Raw genomic sequence first — 20,457 nt, 5'->3', positions numbered from 1 at the left:
AATGTCAGTGCTGATTAATAAAGACACCAAAGTCATCTGTCAGGGCTTTACGGGTGGACAGGGTACCTTCCACTCTGAGCAGGCGATCGAATACGGTACGCAAATGGTTGGCGGGGTATCTCCTGGTAAAGGGGGAACCACCCATCTTGGTTTGCCGGTGTTTAACACAGTAGCAGAAGCCGTGGAATCAACGGGTGCAACGGCGTCGGTGATCTACGTGCCAGCACCATTTTGTAAAGATGCGATCCTCGAAGCAGTTGATGCGGGTATCGAGCTGATTGTGTGTATCACCGAAGGGATCCCAACGCTGGATATGCTGGAAGTGAAAGTGAAGCTTGATGAAGCTGGCGTTCGCATGATTGGTCCAAACTGTCCAGGCGTAATCACCCCGGGTGAATGTAAGATTGGCATCATGCCAGGTCATATCCATAAGCCAGGTAAAGTCGGTATCGTGTCACGCTCAGGTACCTTGACCTATGAAGCGGTGAAGCAGACTACGGATGAAGGCTTTGGCCAGTCAACCTGTGTGGGGATTGGTGGCGATCCTATTCCAGGTTCTAACTTTATCGACATCCTCGAAATGTTCGAAAAAGATCCAGCGACTGAAGCGATTGTCATGATTGGTGAAATCGGTGGTACCGCTGAAGAAGAAGCGGCGGCTTACATTAAAGAGCATGTCACCAAACCTGTTGTTTCTTACATTGCCGGTGTTACCGCACCTCCGGGTAAACGCATGGGCCATGCGGGTGCGATCATCTCTGGTGGTAAAGGAACAGCCGATGACAAATTTGCAGCACTTGAAGCTGCAGGCGTCACCACAGTGAAAAGTTTGGCAGAAATCGGTCAAGCATTACGCGACAAAACTGGATGGTAAAAACGCCGTTTTAGCATGATGATAAGCCGCTCGTGTGAGCGGCTTTTTTGTATTGTTATTGTCTGAGCACAAGGCTAACAGAATGGATGAGCCGCTAGCGGCGCCGAATCGGGATCAGTTGGCTCAGCATAAATACGCCTGCGGCCGCAACCACGACCGATGGACCGGCTGGAGTATCGTAAAACCAAGAGCCCGCCATACCGAGAAAAACGGCGCCCATACCAATTAAACTCGCCAAAGACGCCATTTGCTCGGGCGTGGCGGAGAGACGTCGCGCTGTCGCTGCGGGAATGATTAGCATCGACGTAATGATCAAGGCGCCAACAAATTTCATCGCCAGTGCAATCACAAGCCCGATAAGCAGCATGAGTAGCAGCCGTAAGCGTTCTACATCAATACCCTCAACTTGAGCCAGCTCTTCGCTGACGGTCATCGAGAGTAAAGGTTCCCAGTAATAGGCCAACACCGCAAATGTGAAGCAAGCACCAATCGCTAACCAGGTTAAATCGGTATAGGTTACGGCCAATAAGTCCCCAAACAGATACGCCATTAAATCCACGCGCACCGTATCAAGAAAGCTGACTGCAACGAGCCCTAACGATAAAGCACTGTGCGCCAAAATACCGAGCAGAGTATCAGTGGCGACCAAATGCTGGCGTTGTAAGCCAACCAGCACAATGGCGAGTAACAGACAGGTTGCGATGAGCGCAAGATTAAGGTCAATTTGCAACAAAAAGCCGACGGCGAGCCCAAGCAACGACGCATGGGCGAGGGTGTCACCAAAATAGGCCATTCGACGCCATACCACAAAAGAGCCCAGTGGACCTGCAATGGCGGCAATTAGCACCCCTCCTAGAATAGGTGCCATTAAAAACTCAATCATGCTGGTGTTCCTGATGTTGGCAGCCATTAACAGGCTGTCCAGATAAATCGTGATCGTGATTATGATGGTGGTGATACAAAGCAAGCTGTTCGCTGGTTTGGCGACCGAACATCGCGACATAAGAGGGATGTTGAGAAATCGCATCAGGCGCCCCTGAGCAACACACATGGTGCTGCAAACAGATCACCTCATCGGTTTTCGCCATCACTAAATGCAGGTCGTGTGAGACCATCAAAACGGCGCAGCTGAGTGTGTCGCGCAGCGTCGCGATAAGGCTATACATTTCAAGCTGGCCACTGACATCCACACCTTGCACGGGTTCGTCCAGTACCAAAAGATCGGGGGATTTAAGTATCGCACGGGCAAGCAATACCCGCTGGGTTTCCCCGCCGGACAAGGTATGCATGTTAGAAAATTGCAGTGCGGCCGCATTGACGGTGCTTAGCGCTTGCGTAATTTGAGCGTTGGTGTATCGCGTCCCTAAGCGGATAAATCGGTCTACCGTTAAGGGCAGTGTTTGGTTAAGCTGAAGCTTTTGTGGCACATAACCGATCTTTAATCCTTTTTTAAGCCTCACAGCGCCTTGGCTGGGTTTAACCAAGCCAATCAGTGTTTTTACAAGGGTGGATTTTCCCGCGCCATTAGGGCCAATCAATGTGGTGATATTGCCGCGTTTTAAGTCTAGCGACACATTATCCAGAACCTGGCGGCCGTTATAGGTCACCGTCACCGCATCGAGGGTGACTAGCGAGTCAGTCATAGAGAAAAAAGCATTGTGAATTGGAATTGTTATATTATAACATTTCGCATCGCTGATGAAACTGATTAATTGGGGTAAACCATGGGTGTGCGTGTTATTGGACTATTTTTTGCGCTGTTACTGGCCTTGCCAGCGCAGGCTGTCACTGTGATGACCACGATTAAGCCGGTGCAGCTGATTGCTAAAGGGTTAGTCGCAGACGACGATACGGTAGAGGTGTTGCTCCCGCCCGGCGCATCACCACACGGTTATGCGCTAAAACCCTCTGATATTCGCAATTTGAAAGCGGCTGATTTGACAGTTTGGGTGGGACCGGAGCTTGAATTATTCTTGAGTAAACTTTTGCAAGAGCAGCCTAATGTATTAACCCTCACTCAAGTAGAGGGGATCCCGCTTCGTCATTATGACGGTGAAGCAGAAACCCACCATCATGATCACGACCATGACCACCATGGTATCGACCCTCATATTTGGATGAGCCCAGAGTCGGCGCGCGTCGCAGCACAGGCGATTACCCAAGCTTTGATAAAAGCCGCGCCTGAAAAGGCTGACCAATATCGCGATAAATTAGCCATTTTTAACGCCCAGCTGGATGAGACAGTAACCGATATTCATGCGGCATTGGCGCAACGCCAGCAAAGTGGATATTTCGTATTTCATGATGCGTACGGTTACTTTGAACAAGCATTTGGTTTGAAGAAAACGGGCCACTTTACCGTCGATCCCAGCCAAAAACCGGGTGCAAAGACCCTAGTAACTATCCGGAGAGGATTGCTAAATCATGACGCGACCTGTATCTTCACCGAGCCGCAGTTTAATCCCTCACTGGTCGATGCTGTGACCCGAAACGATGACGTTACTGTGATTGCTTTGGATCCGTTGGCAACTGCTATTCGAGTTGCGCCTGATGGTTATCAGGTTTTTTTGAAAGATATGGGAAACCGCTTCGCACGTTGTTTAAAGCATGAAACTACTCACTAACTGGTCAGCCGCGACCGCTCGGCTACCTCGCCAGCACAAGCTGGCGCTCGCCTCATTATCGTTACTCGTTGCTGCCGCACTCATGTGGCAGCCACATCCTTTTACACATCACGATGAACGTCGCTCATTGCCGCTAATCGATGAGCAACAGGCATCGATGCCGCTGGAAAACAGTGAGCCGATTGAAGTTGGTTTAGACGCTGATGATCCAGCACTGACAGTGCCTGAAGATGCTCTCGAGCAAGATATCACTTCAGAAGCGGCCCGTATTCACACCCACACGGTTGCCTCTGGTGATACCTTGGGCGCGATTTTTTCACAGTACGGCCTACCGCTACGTCAGATGTACCAGATCCTCGATGTGAATCAGAAGGCGGGCGATATTCGGCTTGGACAAAAAATTGATTGGCAAATTGATGATGAGGGACAGCTTTCTTCACTCACTGTCTATCAATCGATTAAATATCGGGATCAGTATGTCTTCGGTGCGGATGGGGTGGGCTACGAGCAACTTGAAACGACCGGAGTCTACGAGCAAGTCACTCTGTCGGGCCGCGTCACAAGTAGTTTTTACCAGCAAGCGCGACAAGCAGGGTTGACGCCTAACCAAATTCAGAACTTGGTCTCAGCCTTACAATGGCGCTTTGACTTTGGTGCAGAATCTCATCGTGGGGATCGCTTTTCAGTATTGGTCAACAAAGAGTTTATCGATAATAAAGCGGTATCGTCTGGCGAAGTGACGGCGATGCTTTATCAAGCGGGCGATCGAGATATCTTTGTCTATCGCCACACCGATGGTCGCTTCTATGATGAGCAGGGCCATAGTCTGGATCGTGCTTTACGTCGCTTCCCAACCGCCAAGCGTTACCGTATCAGCTCGTCATTTGACCCCCATCGTAAACATCCGATCACCGGACGTATTTCACCGCATAACGGCACCGATTTCGCCACCCCGGTGGGGACGCCCGTCTTGGCAGCAGGCGATGGCGTAGTGGTCAAAGCGCGCAAGCATCCATTGGCAGGCAACTATGTCGTGATCAAACATGGTCGCGAATACTCGACCCGCTATTTGCACCTTCACCGTATTTTAGTGAAGCCGGGTGATCACGTCTCTATGGGGCAAAAAATCGCATTGAGTGGTAACACTGGACGCTCGACTGGCCCTCATTTGCATTTTGAGCTGATTAAATATGGCCATCCAGTGAATGCCATGAAGGTGCCTTTACCTGAAGCGCATCCGGTGCCGCGTAGCGAGCAAGACGACTTCAAGCGTCAAGCAAGACGCGCTCATCAGCAGCTGTCTCAAGTTCTTAACAGCTAATAAATCTCAAGAATGTGAGGCCTAGCTCACATTGAGGGTCGCAGGGTTCCATTTTGTATGGTTACACAGGATGATACCCGTCTTAATTTTGCGACCCTTATTCCTCTCTTAGTTGCATGAAACGCCTATTGCTCTGCCTGATTTGGGTAATTAGCACCTTTTTCTGTCTGCCTTTGCAGGCAAATCATGGGTTGGAAACCTCGTTCCAAGCTTATCCGGGCTTGCAGGCGGTCGCGAACGTGCGTGACATCGCCTACCAGCCGGGCGGTGGCGTCTGGTTGCTTAATCATCAAGGAGAGGTCGTTTTTTTTGACGGCCACCAAACCCATCCACTCAGTGATGTGCTCAGTCTGCCCGAAGAAAAAGTAACGGCGATTGCTTTTGCGCATGATGCCCTTTGGATGGCAGGGCAGAACTTTATTTATCGCTACCAATCGGGACAGCATATTGTCACACGTTATCGCCTGCCACAGACCGTGTTGGCTCGCCAATCGGATGCACAGTCACGACTTGCAAATATAAACGGTGAACTTTGGCATATTAGTGACGGTCAACTCAGCCGCTATGTGGTGGAAGATAACAGCTTTTCAATTTGGCGCGCAGGACAATGGCGAGCAGAGCTGACTTGGATGACGAACGAGCATCGCTTGATTGCCATCGGCCAAGCGCTCTACCAAGTCAGTGAGCAAGGCATTCACCAGATACGCCGCTTCAACTCTCCGATAACTGCGATCACAGGGCAAGACTCGCGGGCTTGGGTGAGCACCCACAATGCGGTGTATTTACTTGCTCTCGATGAAGACTCAGTGACGGGGCAGCATATACTGACGCAGCAGGGTGGGTTTCATTATCTTGCCTCAGGGGCGGGAGGCGTTTGGGCTGCTAATGAGCAAGGGCTTTTTCTCCTGTCACTCGATGGGAGTGCATCACCGGTATGGACGCCGGGTCAGAGTGCAATAGATGGCACACGGGTGACTTTTTTACGCGCCGATGCCGAAGGGGGAATTTGGTTTTCCACCGACCAGTCATTACGTTATCGCGCAGCCGGACAGCGCTGGATTGCGCATCAGCATGGTCCCTTTCCACAAGCGATCACCCAAGGCTTCGCAAAGGCCAGTGACCCTTGGCTGCTAAGAGGTCGTCATTGGCGTGATTTGAGTGGTCGTTGGTTGGCGCGTATGCCAGATCAAAACGGCGATAAGATCAAGAGTGCTGCACGACAAGCGACACAGTTGTGGTGGTCGACAGAAAATGGTGTGGCTGGCTTAGACACCCGAACAGGTTCGCGTTTAACGCTCCCAGAACCTATTGCCAACTTCGCTGCTGAGCACTTGTATACCGATGCGGCAGGGACGCTTTGGTTGGCAAAAGGGCCTCAGTTAATCCGTTACTGGCCGGCTTCAGAAACGGTTGTTGACTACGGAACCGGATGGCAAGTGGACGAGGGTGACGTTGAAGGGTTTTATGATGATGGCCGCGGTAGCGTTTGGATCCGTCAGCAGCAAGGTTTGACACGTTATCGAGATGGGCAGTTTCAAGCGATTCGGTTACCTGTCTCTCTCTTGCCGTTGTCTGATTTGTATACCGATGAACGGGGCCGCCTTTGGCTCGCCAGTGCGCAAGGCATTTATCAGTATGACCATACCACACCGGATACGGTGTCGGCAGCCTATCTGTCGTTAAACAATGAGCAGTTTCATTGTATTACCGGTAATAAGGACGGTGTTTGGGCGTACAGCAACCAAGCTATCGTCCATATAGCACCAAGAGGCGTTGTGCGGACATTCCGACTACCTACGCCAATGGGACAGGTGGTGTGTCGCGTATCTAATCCGCATCAGTTGACCATTTTTTCCGGCGCTGAGCGTTTTGTGATTAATACCGATCAACTTGCGTTCTCACTACGAAAACCGCCGAAGGTTGTGATTGGCGCTGTGTGGCAACAGGACAGACGTTGGCGTATTGCACCGCGCCAGCAAACGGCAATGACATTGCTAGAAAACAATCCGACTCAGCTTGAATGGGGAAGTTGGCCTCCCGAGCGGCAGGTCAGTCGTGTCCACTATCAGCTGATCGCGAAGCGCCATCCGGGAAACCCAATGGCTGGCCAGCTTGCCGCATGGCAACAAACCAGTAGCGATACCATTACGCTGGCGAATATGGCAGGGGGAGATTATCAGCTGCGCATTGCCATTCCTCGCGATGGTGCGTCGCACACGGTGTTGAATCTTGATATTTCTCTCCCCATGTTGCCACACATGATGAGTGGGGCCATCCTTGCTGTCTTTGTGAGTATTGTGTTGTTAGCGGTTGGATTAGCGTTTAAACAGCGCTATCAGGCCCGACAACAAAGCAAGCGTCTTCAACAACATCGCACAACACAGCCAATATTTGATCCCATCGCGGCTCAACCTGACGCTGTTGTCGTCGAGATGAGTGGGCATCACGCTAAACGCCGCGCTCAGTGTCAACAGCTGCGTTCCGCATGGATATCGCGTTTTATGCAAGCGGTGGAAAACGGCTTTACCAATCCTGACTTTTCTACCCATGAGCTGGCTGCCGCGTTAGCGATGTCGGAGCGGAACTTACAACGCAAATGTCGCCAGTATTTTCATATCACGGTCACCAGCTATATCACCCAAAAGCGATTGACCTATGCGAGCGGGTTGTTAAAACAAGGGATGAGTATTACTGAGACCGCCGAAGCGTGCGGATATCGTGACCCGGCGTATTTCAGTCAGCGATTTAAAGGATACTTTGGTGTGAGCCCCTCACAGTATCGTGATCGCATCCTCCCTCAAGTACTCACTAGCCCAACCGATTAAATCTGCTACGCCAACAAGGCATATGCATGCCTGTGCCTATCTGGCAGTGACCTGTATTGGAATTTATACCTAAAGGAAAAAGGAACGTGGTATGACCGGGGAGACCATACCACGGGTGTCAACGACACCTTCGCTTGCTGCCGGGGGCGGAGCGGACACTCCACCCGGTTGAAAAGGTTATGAAAGAGTCACTAATGTAGCCTGTGTGGTTCAGGAAGGGTTAGGAGAATTCCGCCATCTTTCGTTAAAAGTGCAATGCTTCTTAAATGTCTGAAATTATTGGTTTTTATCGCTATGATTTTCCATTTTGACGAAAATAACGAAGCGTTTTATGCCGGATTAACATGCAATCCATCTGGCATCAGCGTGGTTCGTAGGGTTTGAATCAAGGCAGTTTGTTTATCGTCAGCGCGAGGGCCCACATTAAGATGTCCCCAGATAGGGTTCGGCCACACACTATCGGTTTGGTAGCGTGCGACATGATGGACATGAAGTTGTGGAACGAGGTTGCCGATCGCCGCGATGTTGAGCTTATCGGGGTGGAAACCGTGCTCCAAACATTGCGAGACGGCAGCAGACTCTCGCCATAGCTGTTGCTGATCCTCATCACTGAGGTGATGCACTTCGTGGATATCATTTTTACGTGGTATCAGGATTAGCCAAGGGCCAAAATCTGCATGGGCAAGACGTAATTGGCATAAATCAAAGTCGCCCACGTAGGCACTATCTGCGGCGAGGCGATCATGAAGAGAAAAAGACATGGTGGCTCCTTAATGAAATGTATTGCTCTAGCTTACATCACAACTTACTGATGGGTCACAAAGTACCGATGAGATTGTTTGATTTGAACCGGGGACAACCAAAACCAAGTACGCTTGAATAGAGAAGAGCATTGAATGGCTTGATCGTGATAACGATTAAGGCTGGGGGTAGGAGGCAAGATGCACTATCAAGAAGTCCTTTCGTTTTGGTTTGGTCAAAGCGCTGAGCAAGCGCCAGCGCCAGAGTGCAATGCGTTGTGGTTTGGTGGCAATCCAGAAACTGATGAACAGATTCGAGCAATGTTTCAAACATGGGTTAGCGCAGCGGGAGCGGGAGAATTAAATGCGTGGGCGCAGACCCCACAAGGCCGTCTTGCATTGATTATCTTGCTGGACCAATTCCCACGCAATTTATACCGAGGGTTAGCGGCGGCGTATCGTTATGATGCATTAGCATTAGCCATTTGTAAGGCGGGGTTAGCGAAAGGGGATGATCAGGCACTGACGCCTTTACAGCGTGTTTTCTTTTACATGCCGCTCGAGCACGCAGAGGGTGAAGACGATCAGCAAGAAGCTCTGTTTCGCTTTAATCAACTTCGACAAGCGGTTGAACCAGAGAATCAAGCTTGGTTTGAACAATGCTACGATTACGCGCGTCAGCATTATGACATTATCGAGGCCTTTGGCCGTTTTCCACATCGTAATGCCGTCATGGGGCGCTTATCCACCCCAGAGGAGCGGCTTTGGCTAAGCGAAACCGAACAGCGTTTCGGGCAAGGCTAACCATTAAAAAGCCCACCGGCTAAGGTGGGCTTTCATATCAGCTATCGGTTGAACAAGGTTAGGTTACATGCGCTCAAGGGTATTGATACCCAGTAGCGCAAGACCTTGTTTGATCGTTTTTGCTGTCAGTGCCGCCATACGCAGGCGACTTTGACGGGTTTGACCTTCAGCCAATAGAATTGGGCACGCTTCATAGAAGCTAGAGAAAAGTCCCGCCAAATCGAACAAGTAGCTACACATCAGGTGTGGTTGGCCTTCGCGAGCAACAGACTTAACCGCTTCTTCGAATTGCAATAGCTTGGCAACCAATGCTTTTTCTTTCTCATGCTCAATGACCATTCCACCCTCAAGTGCATCACGGTCAACGCCTGATTTTGCAAACACAGAAGCAACACGGGTATAGGCGTACTGCATATAAGGCGCTGTATTGCCCTCAAATGCTAGCATATGATCCCAGTCGAAGATGTAGTCCGTGGTGCGGTGCTTAGACAGGTCCGCATATTTCACCGCCGCCATTGCTACGGTGGTGGCGATTTCACGCTGCTCAGCTTCATCCATGTCTGGATTTTTCTTGGCGATCAGTGCCTTGGCGCGGGTTTCAGCTTCGTCGAGTAAGTCAGCAAGACGAACGGTGCCACCTGCACGCGTTTTAAATGGCTTGCCATCTTTGCCAAGCATCATACCAAACGCATGGTGCTCGAGGCTGACAGAATCAGGCACGTAACCGGCTTTACGCACAATAGTCCACGCTTGCATCAGGTGTTGATGTTGGCGTGAGTCAATAAAATACAAGACGCGATCGGCATTGAAATGCTCATAGCGGTATTTGGCACAGGCAATATCGGTGGTGGTGTATAAAAAGCCACCATCACGTTTTTGAATGATCACACCCATAGGCTCGCCGTCTTTGTTCTTGTATTCATCCAAGAACACGACTTGGGCGCCGTCATCTTCAACTGCGATGCCTTTCGCTTTTAAGTCTTCGACAATGCCTGGCAGCATATCGTTGTAAAGGCTTTCACCCATGACATCTTTGTCAGTCAATGACACATTGAGACGGTCGTAGTTACGTTGGTTTTGTTCCAACGTCACTTTCACTAATTTTTCCCATTTTTCTTTGCAGTATGCATCACCACGCTGAAGACGCACTACATACTGGCGCGCTGTGGCAGCAAATTCTTCGTCTTCGTCGTAACGACGCTTGGACTCACGATAGAAGTTTTCGATATCGCCCAGTTCCATCGAGATGTCATCACCGCGAGATTCATGCAGTTCCAAGTTGGCAATCAACATACCAAACTGCGTGCCCCAGTCGCCGAGATGGTTGGCGCGGGTGACCTTATGGCCTAGAAATTCCAAGGTGCGGACAACGGCATCACCAATGATGGTTGAACGCAGATGGCCCACGTGCATTTCTTTGGCAACGTTTGGTGCAGAGTAATCGACCACAATGTTTTGGGTCGCTTCAGTGGCGACACCTAACCGCGTATCCGCGAGCGCTTGGTCAGCTTGCGTCGCTAGCCATTGGTCGTTTAAGAAAATGTTGATAAAACCAGGGCCAGCGATTTCGGTTTTACTGACCATATCGCCAAGGTCGAGGGCATCTAGTACTTTTTGTGCGAACTCGCGAGGATTACACCCTAATTTTTTTGCTGCGCCCATCACGCCGTTGGCCTGATAATCACCAAATTGAGGTTTAGCAGACTGACGTACCGCCGCCGGTGTGCCTTCAGGCGCACCCGCCGCAACCATGGCGGCAGAAACTTTCTCGTTAAGAAGACTTTGAATATTCACTTGCTTACCTTTACTACTAACCGGGCCGATTGTTAACTGCCCGTTGTGTGGGCTTCCAGCTTACAGATACAAGAATCCGCCAACACTGCACTGAGCCTTGGGCGTACAAGCACAGTGTTGGCGGGATGCTGTATTGTTGCGAACCGTGGCGTCAACTGACGCGGGTAAACCCTAATGATACCCATAAACTAGCAGGGGTTGGCAATAGTTATTCACCGTCAACACTGATATCTTTACGCGCTGAAATGAAACGGGCGACGTTTAACCTTCAAGAGGTCACCATGCATGATGCCACGAACCTAACTACCCTGATGCGAGATAAAGCAGCTTTTGCAGATAAAATCAATCAGTTGCTTGATTTGCTTGCGATCGATTGCGCGGAGCTGACACTGGATCATGTCGCGATACGCACCCACGATATCGCGGTAACCGAATCTTTGGCCAGTGAGCTCGCGTCGCAAGGTAAGTTGTGCTCTGAGGCGATCGTCAACGGTCGGCCAATCCACATTTATGCACTGGGCCGGGCATTAACCATTGGTCAATGGCAAACGCATTGGGTTGAGCTTCCGTTTCCTAACCACAAACGGTATCCGCGGCAAAGCTGGGAGCACGTTGAGTTTGTGCTGCCCTGTACCACCGCTGACATGGCAGGACTAAAGCAAGCATTGCAGCGCGCGTTTCCAGGCATATTTGCGCGTGCAGAACAGCGACATACCATCACGGTGAAGTGCAGCGAACCTTGTGTGAAAGGCGAGCGGTTACCTAATCCGACCATTGCTTTTAAGTATCAAGATGTTTGCGTGAAGTTTCACCCTTTTCCGCTGGCTGAGATTATTGCAAGCGAAGCCAGTGACTAAGCACTGGCTTCATGGGGCTGTCGGGAGTGCGATATGTGATTATAGGATCACGGTTTTATTGCCGTGAACAAATACCTTGTCATCCACCACTCGGGCAATCGCTTGGCTCAGCACGCTTTTTTCCACATCACGTCCGGCTTTGGACATATCTTGCGCATTAAAACTGTGGTCAACATGAATCACGTTTTGACCAATAATGGGGCCCTCATCCAAGTCGTTGGTAACAAAGTGAGCGGTCGCACCAATGATTTTGACACCACGCTCAAAAGCTTGATGATAGGGGCGTGCGCCAATAAATGCCGGCAAGAAGCTATGGTGAATATTAATGATTTTGTGTGGATATTGCGCGACAAAGTCGGGGGTGAGCACGCGCATATACTTGGCCAGTATGATGTAGTCGGGCTGGTACGGCTGGATTGCCTTTAACATTGCCTGCTCGTGTGCCTCACGCGATAAATCTTGATGGCAAACATGGTGGAAAGGAATATCGAAGCGCTCAGTCAGCGTCTGTAGCTTGTCATAGTTTCCCACCACGGCAGCAATCTCGATATCCAAAGAGCCATCGTAGGCTTTCATTAAAATATCGCCCAAACAGTGCGACTCTTTGGTCACCATGATCACAACGCGCTTTCGCCGTGAGCTGATAAGCTGACGGTGACTTCCAGCAGGAAGCGCTTGGTCGAGATCTAACAACAGCGTGTGGTCATTAAAAATCCCTTCCAATTCGGTGCGCATGTAAAATCGACCCGTGGCATTGTCGACATATTCGCGATTATGGACGATGTTGAGTTGGTGCTTATAACAAATATTGGTGATCTTGGCGATCAGGCCTTGGGCATCGGGACAATCCGTGAGTAATGTTTTTCGTTCCATGTTGATGTGATGTTGCTTAATAGTCCTTCGGTTTTACCCTGTCTACACCCCAAGGTCAAAGTGAATTTACCCTGATCGCCGAACATCCGAGGGGAAGTGGTTTCATCCTCTTGGGGGCTTTGGCATAATGCCCGCTTTCCCCTGTGTATTTATCCAATGATCCGAAAGGTTTTCTCTGATGCCGGTGCGCTGGCAAAAGCAATTGATGGCTTTGTGCCTCGACAGCCGCAAACCGATATGGCGATGGCGGTCGATGCCGCGATCCGCGAGCAAGGACAGTTGGTGGTCGAGGCCGGGACAGGAACAGGGAAAACGTATGCCTATCTTGCCCCTGTATTGTTGAGTGGTAAAAAAGCCATCATCAGCACGGGCTCAAAGAACCTGCAAGAGCAGCTTTATCATCGCGATTTACCCTTGATGAAATCGGCGCTGGGGTTCACTGGTACCACGGCGCTGTTGAAAGGGCGAGTGAACTACCTTTGTCCAGAGCGCTTGAGTCGTCAAATCAGTGAGTGTCATCGCCCAGATAGCGATCCGAGCCAACTAAGCCAACTGGTCAAAATCCGCGAATGGTCTTCGTATACAGAGTCGGGGGATTTGAGTGAATGTGACGCGTTGGCGGAAGACAGTCCGCTCATTCCCGTGATCACGTCGACCAACGACAACTGCCTTGGCAAAGACTGTCCAAGCTATGAAGACTGCTATGTCGTCAAGGCGCGCCGTCGCGCGATGGAGGCGGATGTAGTGGTCGTGAACCACCATTTGTTCTTGGCTGATGTGGCGATCAAAGAAACTGGGTTTGGGGAATTGATCCCAGATGCGGATATCATGGTGTTCGATGAAGCGCATCAATTACCTGATATTGCCAGCCAATATTTCGGTCAGTCGCTGTCTAGTCGCCAGTTACAAGACGCTGCGAAAGACATCCACATTGCTTATCGTACGGAATTGCGTGATACCCGACAGTTGGAAAAAGTTGCCGATCGTTTATCGCAAGCGGCGATGGATATGCGTTTAGTGATGGGAGAGCCCGGCTTTCGTGGCAATTGGCGAGAGCTTCAAGCTTCACCGGCTGTCGAGAAAGAATTAGTACGCTTAACCGATGCACTGGAGTTGGCCCATGACGTGGTCAAACTGTCATTGGGTCGCAGCCAACTATTGGATGCGGCGTTTGATCGCATCACCTTATTTAAGGCACGTTTATCGCGACTGCGTGATACGTCGATCACAGGCTATTCGTACTGGTATGAATGTACGCGCTATCACTTCAGCCTCAATATTACGCCGCTCTCGGTGGCCGATCGTTTCCGCGAACAAATGGATGAACAAGGTGGGGCATGGATTTTTACCTCGGCGACACTCGCCGTGGAAGGTGATTTTAGCCACTTTAGTCATCGACTTGGCATTTCAGCACAACAGCAGATGACGTTAGAAAGCCCCTTTGACTACCCCTCACAAGCGCGACTGTGTGTGCCACGCCATGTGCCTGAAACCAATAGCTATCGGCGAGCCGATAAGCTGGCAACCTTGTTAGGGCCTGTGATTGAGCGTAATCAAGGGCGCTGTTTCTTTTTGTGTACGTCGCATCAAATGGTGCGAGACTTAACAGCATTGTTTCGCGACCAACTCGCGATTCCCGTGTTGATGCAAGGCGAAATGCCGAAACAGCGCCTGTTGGCAGAATACTTATCACTGGGGAATGCGTTGCTAGTGGCAACCGGCGCGTTTTGGGAAGGGATCGATGTGCGTGGACAGGCACTCAGTTGCGTGATCATCGACAAACTGCCGTTTGCGTCGCCCGATGACCCCTTGCTCAAAGCGCGTATTGAAGATTGTAAGTTGCAAGGCGGCGACCCCTTCTCGCAAGTGCAAATTCCAGAAGCGGTGATCACGCTCAAGCAAGGGGTAGGGCGTTTGATTCGCGATAAGCGTGACCAAGGCGCGTTGATCATTTGTGATAACCGCCTAGTGACGCGCCCTTATGGCGCCACCTTTTTACGCAGCTTACCGCCCATACCGCGTACGCGCGATCTAAATAATATTGACGACTTTTTATCAGCCATAAATGCTGACCATACCGATGCAGAGATGCCTGCATTGCAATCACCGATTGAGGGTTAAATGACGCTAAAAATGCTTGCCGTGGATACGGCCACGGAAAACTGCTCTGTTGCGCTGTGTATCGGCGATCAGATGATGGTGCGCAGTGACATTGCGCCGCGTGAACACACCAATAAAATCTTACCCATGGTCGATGAGGTACTCGCGGAGGCGGGCGTATCACTCACGCAACTCGATGCACTCGCCTTCGGCCGGGGTCCAGGGAGTTTTACTGGTGTGCGAATTGGCATTGGGATTGCACAAGGTTTAGCGTTTGGTGCTGATTTACCCGTGCTGGGCGTATCGACGCTAGCGGCGATGGCCGAGCAAGCGCACCGTACTCATGGCGCAACGCAAGTACTCACGGCGATTGATGCGCGAATGGGAGAGCTATACTTTGCCCAGTATCAACGTCAAGAAAATGGCGATTGGCATGCGTTGGCTGATGAAGCGGTTGTGGCGCCTGATGCATTGTGCCTTGAATCGACCGACGGTACGTGGGCACTGGCAGGAACCGGTTGGCCTGCCTATCCTGAATTAGCGACAGGGTTGGATCTGACCACCACAGAATCGGGCGTGTTGTATCCACAAGCACAAGACATGCTGGTTATTGCCAAATACGCCTACCAGCGTGGTGAGGCTGTCGCCGCTGAGCTCGCGACGCCCACCTACTTGCGTGACAAGGTCACGTGGAAGAAGCTCCCCGGACGCGAGTAAGAGTCTGTTTGGGTCGGTTTGCCTCGCATAGGAAGCAAGTATGGTATCGATTAACGGAATTCCTTCTTCACCGCCTAACCGGCCGAATCAAACGCGGCGCCCTTCATCCTCGGAGAAAGCGTCGCGTAAACAAACCCCGCAAGCGAGCCAAGTTGCCAAGGCAGTGCGGCAAAAGGTGCAACATGTCTCTGTCTCAGAGGCAGAGCAAGCTAAACAACATATTCAGTATGATTTACCCGATGGCCGCGGTCGTCAGGCAATGTCGTCTTACTTAGCGGTGCTTAACCATGCGCGGCGAGAGGAACTGCTTAACCTCGTCGGGGTCGATATCTATGTATGACGTCGAGAGAGGAGTACGTGTGATGAAGCTAATATCAACCGGATTGCTGATGATCGGGGCGCTATTGTTAACCGGTTGCAGCACCTTGCCTGATAGCTTAAAAGGTCGTATGGATCAGCCGGTAACTGAGTACCCGGTCGTAGCCAGTATGACCGCAGCCAATCAGGGTGAAGAAGTGCGCATGGGCGGCATGATCGCCAGTGTTGAAAACCGCGAAGCGGACTCGGTAGTCGAAATCGTCGCGTTGCCCACCTCCAGTGCGGGGCGCCCCGATATTGGTGCGTCGTCACTGGGTCGATTTAAAGCGGTTTTTAGCGGTTTTGTCGATCCTGCAGACTATGCGAAAGGGCGTCCTATTACGGTGCTGGGTGAATTTGTTGAACAGCAAACGGGTAAAGTCGGGGACTATGAATATGCCTACCCTGTATTGTCAGTCAAAGGACACCAGCTGTGGAACATTGAGCAAAAGGTTATCGATGACGATCGCCCTTATTGTTATGGACTATATTGCTCGCGCGTTCGGGTAGGCGTCGGGACTGGGCGAGTACAAAGCGTGATCACTTTACCCTAACCAATGATGCATTCTCCACTGTCGGCGCAACTTGATGAGGCACTTCAGGCAAATCCAGCGATGATCGGCCTGTCGAACGGATTGGAACCACTCACGCTCTCACTGGCCTCAACGCGTGTCGCGGGAGCTGCCCGTCCGGCGGCAAGCGGTGCGCCTACTTTGGTCATGCTTCACGGCTGGCAAGATAACCTAGCCAGTTTCCATGCTCTGGTGCCTTATTTACCCAGCAAGTGGGGATTATTATTGTTTGATTGGCCCGGACACGGTCTGTCAGAACATAAACCGGGCGACTACTACTACCCCTTCTACGACTACTTGGATGATTTGCACCAAGTACTCCATCAACAGCGCTTCTCCGGCCCACTGATCTTGGTCGGCCACTCACTCGGTGGGCTGGTGGCGAGTTGCTATGCCGCTGCTTTTCCAGACCGCATTGCTGCACTGGTAATGATAGAAGCGCTCGGCCCGATGGCTGAACCTGCTCAACAGATAACCAACCGATTGGCGAAAAGTCTTGATCAACGCTTAAAGCAGCGTCAAAAGCGCCAACGCTACTTTGATTCTGCATTTCAGGCGCTACAATTACGCGCGTCCATCAATAAAGTGGCGGCTGAACTGCTTTTGCCATTAGTCGCTCGCGGATTGATGGAGACTCCTCAAGGTATCACTTGGCGACACGATCCTCATTTGCGCGGGGATGCGCTTTACCGGATGTCGCCCGCGCATTGTGAATCGATTATCCGGGCAATTCACTGTCCTGCTCTCGCCATTCGAGGAACGGATGGCTATCCTGCATTGCGTTCGCAGGATGCTCAGCAACGGATGCATGGGTTTCGCCAATTACAGGTGGTGGACCTGCCGGGTACGCATCACTGTCACCTTCAACAACCGCAACAGGCTGCATCGTGGGTAACAGATTTTGTGACCAAAATTCAAACGCGCACTTAAAATGCTCGTGTAAAAATAATGTTAACGCTATGGTGGACGGGTTAAACACCTGTTTGAATAGAATCTCGCGTCGATCGAAGCGGGCAGTATAGCCTGCAAGCTAACACATAGGAGAAAGCCAGTGGAAAAGGTTTGGCTTAATCGTTACCCGTCGGATGTGCCGGCGGAAATAGATCCAGATGCCCATCGCTCTTTGATTGAGATGTTTGAACACTCAGTGCAAAAGTTCGCTGACCAAACAGCCTTTATTAACATGGGCCAGGTCATGACCTTCCGTAAGCTCGAAGAGCGTAGCCGCGCATTTGCGGCGTACCTGCAAAACGAGCTGAAATTACAAAAAGGCGATCGTGTGGCGATCATGATGCCGAATTTGCTGCAGTATCCGATTGCGTTGTTCGGTATTTTGCGAGCAGGCTGTGTGGCGGTTAACGTCAACCCTTTATATACGCCGCGAGAGTTGGAGCATCAGTTGACTGACTCAGGTGCGAAAGCGATTGTGATTGTCAGCAACTTTGCTCACACCTTGGAAAAGGTGGTGGAGAATACACCCGTTAAGCACGTGATCCTTACGAGTTTAGGGGACCAGCTCCCTCGTGCGAAAGGCACGTTAGTGAACTTTGTGGTCAAGTACGTCAAGAAAATGGTACCGAAATACCATTTGCCGGACGCAACGTCGATGCGTAATGCGCTCCGCCGTGGCCGCCGTATGCAGTATGTAAAACCTTTCTTAAAAGGTGATGATGTCGCTTTCCTCCAGTACACGGGTGGTACCACTGGATTGGCGAAAGGCGCTATCTTGACGCACCGCAACATGTTGGCCAACGTCTACCAAGCGAAAGGCACCTATCAACCGGTGCTAAACGTCGGCGAAGAGTTGGTAGTGACCGCGCTACCGCTTTATCACGTGTTTGCCCTAACCGTAAACTGCCTGCTGTTTATTGAAATGGGTGGACAGAACCTGTTGATCACCAATCCGCGTGATATTCCGGGCTTTATCAAAGAGCTACAAAAATATCCATTTACGGCGATTACAGGGGTGAATACCCTCTTTAACGCTTTGCTACACAACGAAGATTTTCATGAGTTAGATTTTTCCAACTTACGCCTTACTGTTGGTGGCGGCATGGCGGTACAACGCGCTGTCGCAGAAAGCTGGAAAAAACTGACCGGTAAGCACCTCCTAGAAGGCTATGGCTTAACCGAGTGCTCACCGCTTGTGGCGGCGTACCCTTATGATTTGCGTGATTACAACGGGTCGATCGGTTTGCCCGTCCCATCTACGGAAGTCCGTATTGTGGATGAGAATCGTGAAGATGTCGCCGATAACCAACCGGGCGAATTGTTGGTGCGTGGTCCGCAAGTGATGCAAGGTTATTGGAACCGACCAGAGGCGACGCGTGAAAGTATCGATGAAGACGGTTGGTTGGCAACCGGTGATGTGGTGCAGTTTGATGATGACGGCTTCTTACACATCGTCGATCGTAAAAAAGACATGATCCTTGTATCAGGCTTTAACGTCTATCCCAATGAAGTGGAAGATGTGGTCGCCCTGCATGATAAGGTATTGGAAGTGGCCGCGATTGGTCAGCCAGACGAAAACTCAGGCGAAGTCGTTAAGATTTGTGTGGTGAAAAAGGATCCGTCGCTGACCCGTGATGATCTGATAGCGCACTGCCGTAAGCACCTGACCGGTTATAAAGTGCCTCGCGTCGTTGAATTCCGCGATGAGCTACCGAAAACCAATGTAGGTAAAATCTTGCGCCGAGAGTTACGCGATGAAGCCCCTAAGGCGCCGCAAAAAGCGTCTGCTTGATGCGTCCTGCCCGCGAAAAGGGTAAACTGGAGCGTAACGAATCACGAAATGCCGGCATTGCCGGCATTTTCTTTATAGGCTAACTTGTGAATTATCAACTACTCACATCACATCAACAACTTGTCGACGTATGCGCAAAAATGCGCCAGAAACCTGCTGTGATGGTCGATACCGAATTTGTGCGTACCCGTACGTTTTACGCGCAACTTGGGTTGGTGCAATTGTATGATGGTGAGCAACTTGTACTCATCGATCCGATTGAAATCGAAGATCTTTCCCCATTGTGGGCATTGCTGGCTGACACCAATGTCACCAAAGTATTGCATGCCAGTAGTGAAGACTTGGATGTGTTCCAACACTATGCCGGTACCTTACCCACCCCTATGGTTGATACCCAGCTGATGGCTGCTTTTTTAGGGCACGGTGTATCAGAAGGATTTGCGAGTTTGGTGAATACTTATGTGGGAGTGGCGCTTGATAAAGGCGAATCACGCACTGATTGGTGTGCGCGCCCACTAACCGATAAGCAAAAGCATTATGCGGCGGCGGATGTGTATTATTTGATGCCTCTGTACCAAGCGCTTGAGAAAGCCTTGGCAAAAACACAGTGGCAAGCGGCGTTGCAAGAAGAATGTACCCGCTTATGTGACAAAAAACGCCAACCTAAAGAGGATTCGCTGGCATATCTTGATATTAAATATGCGTGGCAGCTGCAGCCGAATCAATTGGCGGTACTCCAATCGCTTGCAAAGTGGCGCGCGAAAGAGGCACGACGTCGCGATATCGCGCTTAATTTTATTGTGAAAGAGCTTCACCTTTGGAAAATGGCGCGATTTGGAATTCGTAGCGTTGAGCAAATGCAAGCGCATGATTTTGATAAATTTGAGATTCGCTATCATGCCCAAACCTTGATCACGCTGGCGAAGCAAGCTGAGAAGCTTCCTAAAGCGAAGTGGCCACAACCCATCACGCGTTTAGTCGATGAGCCGGGTTACAAAGCCGTGATTAAGACGCTCAAAGAAAGCGTTCAACAGTGTGCGGATGAGCTGGGTTTTGTACCGGAGTTTATTGGCTCAAAGAAGCAATTGAATCAGTTGATCAGTTGGGTATGGCGAGAGCATAAAGCGGAGGATAAACGCCCAGACCTCGCACAAGGGTGGCGATATACTCTGATTGGCAAGCGCCTGATAGCGATGATTCCCAGTGCGCCAGTGACGCATTAAAAAAGCGGTGCTTGGCACCGCTTTTCTACAATC

At 50.8% G+C, this 20,457-nt stretch carries 18 protein-coding genes; 13 read left to right on the top strand and 5 right to left on the bottom strand.

Translation table 11 applies throughout. The features are described 5' to 3' along the window. The first annotated feature begins 1 nt into the window (after position 1). Positions 2-874 (top strand): succinate--CoA ligase subunit alpha, encoded by an 873-nt coding sequence (gene sucD, locus E8E00_RS08720; RefSeq protein ID WP_069588376.1) that lies wholly within the window; start codon positions 2-4, stop codon positions 872-874. A gap of 94 nt (positions 875-968) precedes the next feature. Here sucD and znuB read toward each other — a convergent pair whose 3' ends face one another. Continuing rightward, positions 969-1,757: a zinc ABC transporter permease subunit ZnuB gene (gene znuB / locus E8E00_RS08715; RefSeq protein WP_077640809.1), complete on the bottom strand. Its 789-nt coding sequence runs from the start codon at positions 1,755-1,757 to the stop codon at positions 969-971. Next, positions 1,750-2,517, bottom strand: coding sequence for a zinc ABC transporter ATP-binding protein ZnuC (znuC, locus tag E8E00_RS08710; protein ID WP_077640810.1), 768 nt, complete (start codon positions 2,515-2,517; stop codon positions 1,750-1,752). The genes znuB and znuC overlap by 8 nt, the downstream gene beginning before the upstream one ends. A gap of 81 nt (positions 2,518-2,598) precedes the next feature. Between znuC and znuA the strand changes: the two genes are divergently transcribed. From znuA to E8E00_RS08695, 3 genes are all read left to right on the top strand, one after another. Further along, positions 2,599-3,498 (top strand): zinc ABC transporter substrate-binding protein ZnuA, encoded by a 900-nt coding sequence (znuA, locus tag E8E00_RS08705; protein ID WP_096627755.1) that lies wholly within the window; start codon positions 2,599-2,601, stop codon positions 3,496-3,498. Beyond that, on the top strand, positions 3,482-4,819 hold the full coding sequence (mepM, locus tag E8E00_RS08700) for a murein DD-endopeptidase MepM (protein WP_096627757.1): 1,338 nt from the start codon (positions 3,482-3,484) through the stop codon (positions 4,817-4,819). The genes znuA and mepM overlap by 17 nt, the downstream gene beginning before the upstream one ends. A gap of 116 nt (positions 4,820-4,935) precedes the next feature. Continuing rightward, positions 4,936-7,644 (top strand): AraC family transcriptional regulator, encoded by a 2,709-nt coding sequence (locus tag E8E00_RS08695; protein WP_096627759.1) that lies wholly within the window; start codon positions 4,936-4,938, stop codon positions 7,642-7,644. Positions 7,645-7,973: 329 nt separating this feature from the next. Here the strand turns inward: E8E00_RS08695 and E8E00_RS08690 are convergent, their stop codons facing one another. Continuing rightward, positions 7,974-8,405, bottom strand: a complete 432-nt coding sequence (locus E8E00_RS08690) for an HIT domain-containing protein (protein WP_096627762.1) — start codon at positions 8,403-8,405, stop codon at positions 7,974-7,976. 180 nt (positions 8,406-8,585) lie between these two features. On the opposite strand from E8E00_RS08690, the gene E8E00_RS08685 reads away from it, so the two are divergent. Next, on the top strand, positions 8,586-9,188 hold the full coding sequence (locus tag E8E00_RS08685; protein ID WP_069588763.1) for a DUF924 family protein: 603 nt from the start codon (positions 8,586-8,588) through the stop codon (positions 9,186-9,188). Between the two features lie 63 nt (positions 9,189-9,251). On the opposite strand, the gene argS is transcribed toward E8E00_RS08685, so the two are convergent. Beyond that, positions 9,252-10,982: an arginine--tRNA ligase gene (argS, locus tag E8E00_RS08680; protein WP_096627765.1), complete on the bottom strand. Its 1,731-nt coding sequence runs from the start codon at positions 10,980-10,982 to the stop codon at positions 9,252-9,254. 245 nt (positions 10,983-11,227) lie between these two features. Between argS and E8E00_RS08675 the strand changes: the two genes are divergently transcribed. Further along, positions 11,228-11,839, top strand: a complete 612-nt coding sequence (locus tag E8E00_RS08675) for a VOC family protein (RefSeq protein WP_205911753.1) — start codon at positions 11,228-11,230, stop codon at positions 11,837-11,839. A 39-nt stretch (positions 11,840-11,878) separates the two neighbouring features. On the opposite strand, the gene purU is transcribed toward E8E00_RS08675, so the two are convergent. Then, positions 11,879-12,712: a formyltetrahydrofolate deformylase gene (purU, locus tag E8E00_RS08670; RefSeq protein ID WP_096627771.1), complete on the bottom strand. Its 834-nt coding sequence runs from the start codon at positions 12,710-12,712 to the stop codon at positions 11,879-11,881. A 156-nt stretch (positions 12,713-12,868) separates the two neighbouring features. Here purU and E8E00_RS08665 point away from each other — a divergent pair, with 156 nt between their 5' ends. The 7 genes from E8E00_RS08665 (at position 12,869) to rnd (ending at position 20,424) form a co-directional block, all read left to right on the top strand. Next, a complete protein-coding gene (locus E8E00_RS08665; RefSeq protein WP_096627773.1) occupies positions 12,869-14,833 on the top strand; it encodes an ATP-dependent DNA helicase in 1,965 nt (654 codons plus the stop codon). After that, a complete protein-coding gene (tsaB, locus tag E8E00_RS08660; protein WP_096627776.1) occupies positions 14,834-15,529 on the top strand; it encodes a tRNA (adenosine(37)-N6)-threonylcarbamoyltransferase complex dimerization subunit type 1 TsaB in 696 nt (231 codons plus the stop codon). It begins immediately after the preceding gene. A 40-nt stretch (positions 15,530-15,569) separates the two neighbouring features. Next, positions 15,570-15,869: a hypothetical protein gene (locus E8E00_RS08655; RefSeq protein WP_131826808.1), complete on the top strand. Its 300-nt coding sequence runs from the start codon at positions 15,570-15,572 to the stop codon at positions 15,867-15,869. Between the two features lie 22 nt (positions 15,870-15,891). Beyond that, complete coding sequence (locus E8E00_RS08650; protein WP_168174026.1) at positions 15,892-16,440, top strand: Slp family lipoprotein; 549 nt, start codon at positions 15,892-15,894, stop codon at positions 16,438-16,440. A 3-nt stretch (positions 16,441-16,443) separates the two neighbouring features. Then, positions 16,444-17,388, top strand: a complete 945-nt coding sequence (locus tag E8E00_RS08645) for an alpha/beta fold hydrolase (RefSeq protein WP_240531868.1) — start codon at positions 16,444-16,446, stop codon at positions 17,386-17,388. A 121-nt stretch (positions 17,389-17,509) separates the two neighbouring features. Then, positions 17,510-19,201: a long-chain-fatty-acid--CoA ligase FadD gene (fadD, locus tag E8E00_RS08640; RefSeq protein ID WP_069588781.1), complete on the top strand. Its 1,692-nt coding sequence runs from the start codon at positions 17,510-17,512 to the stop codon at positions 19,199-19,201. Between the two features lie 86 nt (positions 19,202-19,287). After that, a complete protein-coding gene (gene rnd, locus E8E00_RS08635) occupies positions 19,288-20,424 on the top strand; it encodes a ribonuclease D (RefSeq protein ID WP_096627781.1) in 1,137 nt (378 codons plus the stop codon). Positions 20,425-20,457 lie beyond the last annotated feature (33 nt).

It is taken from the genome of Salinivibrio sp. YCSC6, from assembly GCF_004916735.1.
In the GTDB taxonomy this organism is placed as follows: domain Bacteria; phylum Pseudomonadota; class Gammaproteobacteria; order Enterobacterales; family Vibrionaceae; genus Salinivibrio; species Salinivibrio proteolyticus.
This window is presented reverse-complemented; position numbering and strand designations above follow the sequence as displayed.